The organism is Sphaerotilus sp. (genome assembly GCF_041083715.1).
Taxonomy (GTDB): Bacteria; Pseudomonadota; Gammaproteobacteria; order Burkholderiales; family Burkholderiaceae_C; genus Sphaerotilus.
Window position 1 is genome coordinate 1 of record NZ_JBFPGY010000112.1, and the last position, 3366, is coordinate 3366.

Here is a 3366-nt window from a genome sequence, read left to right on the forward strand (position 1 = left end):
CGCCGTCGTTGAGGATCTTGATCTTGGCCGGATCCACGTCCAGGCACACCACATGGTTGCCCATCTCCGACAGGCACGCGCCTGTCACTAGTCCGACGTAGCCGGTGCCAATGACGGTGACTTTCATTGCTTCTCTACCCTCAAGGTTGCTGGATCAATCTGGTGTTTTAGCCGATCGCGTCGCCTTCATGGCCCCATCGAGTCAAGGAGCGCTGCATGCATTGCCCGGAGCGGTCCAAGGTCACGATTCGGCACGCTCTTCCGGCTGGTGCCGGCGAGTGTAGATGCCCTGGGCCGGGCAAAGGCTGAAGCGCTGTCACTTCGTATTTTCCCTGTCCCCCATTTCTCCCCCTTTGGGGGCGATGCGGTACCGATTGATTCAATTCATGATGCAGGTCAATACAGAAATAAAAAAAGCGCAGAACGGATCTTTTTCGGAGCAGGGGAGCTTGAACATGTCGATCATGGGTGCAATGCGTCGTCGTCGGAGCCTGCTGGTGGCGGGGCTCGGCGGATTGGGGACTTGGTTGGGTGCCGTTTGGGAGGTGGTCGCTCAGACGCAGACGATCGACCCGCCGCGCATCGGACAGGCTTCAGGCGTGCTGCTGGCGCGCACGGCCGATCCCGAGGTCGATCCAGCCGGGTTTCTTGTCAGCGAGAAGTTCGACGGGGTCCGGGCCCTGTGGGACGGACGCGTGCTGCGCACCCGCACCGGCCAGGTGCTGGATGCACCGAAGGACTTTCTGGCACGCCTGCCGAACGAAGTCCTGGACGGCGAACTCTGGCTGGGCCGTGGCCGCTTCGACGAGGTGTCGTCGCTGGTGCGCCGACGCCGTCCGGAACCCGAGTCATGGAGTCGGGTGCAGTACCTTGTGTTCGAGATGCAGCGGGCTGGTGGGCGCTTCGACGAACGGGCGGCCCGCATCCGGCAAGTCGTCGAGCTGGCGCAGTGGCCACAGCTGCATGCGGTCGAGCAAGTCGTGGTGGCTGACCGTGCAGAGCTGCGGGAGCGCCTGCGGGAGGTGCTCGAAGTCGGCGGCGAGGGCCTGATGCTGCACCGTGCCGATGCGCCCAACCTCGGCGGGCGCAGCGAGGTGCTGCTCAAGCTCAAGCCGGTGCACGACGACGACGCGCTCGTGATCGGGCACACGCCGGGGCAGGGCCGACTGGCAGGGCTGCTCGGCGCCTTGCAGGTGCGCAACGCGGATGGCGTCGTCTTTCTGGTCGGCACCGGGTTCACGGACGAGGACCGGCGCACGCCGCCTCCGGTCGGCTCCCTCATCGTGTACCGGTTTCGCGGCCAGACCAGCCACGGTGTGCCGCGCTTCGCCAGTTTCGTGCGCCGCAGCGATGGGCTTTGATCCGCGGCGTTTTCCTGATCGGTTAAGGTGCCGCCCATGGCTGAATCCACCTACTTCTGGCACGACTACGAAACCTTCGGGCGCGTGCCGCGTCGGGACCGCCCCGCCCAGTTCGCCGGCATCCGCACCGATGCGCAACTGCAGGAGATCGGCGCGCCGGTCATGTTCCACTGCCAGCCCGCACCGGACTATCTGCCCGATCCCGAGAGTTGTCTCCTGACGGGCATCCTGCCGCAGCATTGCCTGGTGCACGGTCTGCCCGAGCACGCGTTCGCCCGCGCCATCGAAGAGCAGCTCGGTCAGCCCGGCACCATCGGCCTGGGCTACAACTCGATCCGCTTCGACGACGAGGTCACCCGCCACCTGTTCTGGCGCAACCTGATCGATCCGTACGCCCGCGAGTGGCAGAACGGCTGCGGGCGCTGGGACCTGGTCGACCTCGTGCGCTGCGCCTGGGCGCTGCGGCCGGACGGCATCGTCTGGCCGCGCCACGAGGATGGTCGCCCGTCGTTCAAGCTCGAACACCTGACCGCCGCCAACGGCATCGCCCACGAGGCGGCGCACGATGCGCTGTCGGACGTGCGCGCCACGCTCGCGCTGGCCAGGCTGATCCGCGATCGGCAGCCACGGCTGTTCGACTTCTGTCTCGCGCTGCGCAAGAAGGACGCCGTGGCGGCCGAGATCGACCGCGCGCAGCGTCAAGGCCAGCCGTTCCTGCACGTGTCGGGCATGTACGGCGCCGAGCGTGGCTGTCTGGCGGTGGTCTGGCCGCTGTCCACGCACCCGACCAACAAGAACGAGCTGATCGTCTGGGACCTCGCCCATGATCCGGCCGAACTGCTCGGCCTGAGCGCGGCGCAGATCCGCGAGCGCCTGTTCACCCGCACCGATGCGCTGCCCGAAGGTGTGACACGGCTGCCGGTCAAGACCATCCACCTCAACAAGTCGCCGGTCGTGATCGCCAACCTCAAGACGCTGTCCGCCGAGCGTGCTGCGCACTGGGGCATCGACATGGCACAGTGCCTGCGCCATGCGGAAACGGCCGCTGCGCAGGTGCGCACGCTGGGTGGCATCTGGCAGGAGGTGTATGCCCGGCCTGCCATCGAAGGTGCTCCGGCGATCGACGTGGACGAAGACCTCTACGGTGGTTTTCTGGACAACGAGGACCGCCGCCGGCTCGTGCGTCTGCGCGGGCTGGAGCCGGAGCAGTTGCCTGCGGGTCGCGCGCCAGCGTTCGACGATCCGCGCCTGGACGAGCTGTTCTGGCGCTACCGTGCCCGCAATTTCCCCGAGACCCTGACCGACACCGAGCGCCAGCGCTGGCAAGCCCATTGCGCCGCGCGGTTGCTCGACGGGCAGGGCGGCGCGCAGACGGTGGCGCAGTTCTTCGAACGCATCGACACCCTGGGCCAGGCGCACGAGGACGACGAGCGCGCCCAGGAAATCCTCGGCGCGCTCTACGATTACGCCGAGCAGATCACGCCGACCCGCGACTGAGGACGGGGGCCGCGTACCGGTGCAGGTTCAGCGCTGGCTGCGTGCCTTGCGCTTGTCGATCTCCAGAAACTGTGCCTTGAGCAGCATCATGAGGGAGCGCGCATCCGCCTCGCTCATGCTCAGCACATGGGCGGGCTCTTGACCCTCCGGGGTCGGGCGCGGCACCAGCAGGCCGTCGAACTTGATGTTGACCAGTCCGTGGTGGCTGGCAGCTGCTTTGTAGCGTTGCACTTCGAGGGTGTAGGTTTTCATCCCGGTATTCTCCTGTTGTTCCACACCCTGTTCTCGATCCAGAAAGATTTTCCAGATGTCCATCCAGTGGTTTCCCGGTCACATGCACCTGACCAAGAAGGCCATCACCGCGCGTGTCAAGGACGGCATCGACGTGGTGATCGAATTGCTCGATGCCCGTGCGCCCGGCTCCAGCGCCAACCCGCTGCTCGCGCAGCTCACGCAGGGCAAGCCGGCGCTCAAGGTGCTCAACAAGCAGGATCTGGCCGACCCGGTG

3 protein-coding genes and 2 pseudogenes are annotated in these 3366 nt (G+C 66.3%); 3 read left to right on the forward strand and 2 right to left on the reverse strand.

Annotated features, from left to right (window positions below):
* A pseudogene (locus tag AB3X43_RS05480) lies at positions 1-133 on the reverse strand (UDP-glucose 6-dehydrogenase); the annotation flags it as partial.
* Between the two features lie 412 nt (positions 134-545).
* On the opposite strand from AB3X43_RS05480, the gene AB3X43_RS05485 reads away from it, so the two are divergent.
* A complete protein-coding gene (locus tag AB3X43_RS05485; protein ID WP_369428861.1) occupies positions 546-1361 on the forward strand; it encodes a DNA ligase in 816 nt (271 codons plus the stop codon).
* Positions 1362-1397: 36 nt separating this feature from the next.
* On the forward strand, positions 1398-2858 hold the full coding sequence (gene sbcB / locus AB3X43_RS05490) for an exodeoxyribonuclease I (RefSeq protein WP_369428862.1): 1461 nt from the start codon (positions 1398-1400) through the stop codon (positions 2856-2858).
* Positions 2859-2885: 27 nt separating this feature from the next.
* Here the strand turns inward: sbcB and AB3X43_RS05495 are convergent, their stop codons facing one another.
* Positions 2886-3110, reverse strand: a complete 225-nt coding sequence (locus AB3X43_RS05495; protein WP_369428863.1) for a hypothetical protein — start codon at positions 3108-3110, stop codon at positions 2886-2888.
* Positions 3111-3165: 55 nt separating this feature from the next.
* On the opposite strand from AB3X43_RS05495, the pseudogene AB3X43_RS05500 reads away from it, so the two are divergent.
* A pseudogene (locus AB3X43_RS05500) lies at positions 3166-3366 on the forward strand (ribosome biogenesis GTPase YlqF); the annotation flags it as partial.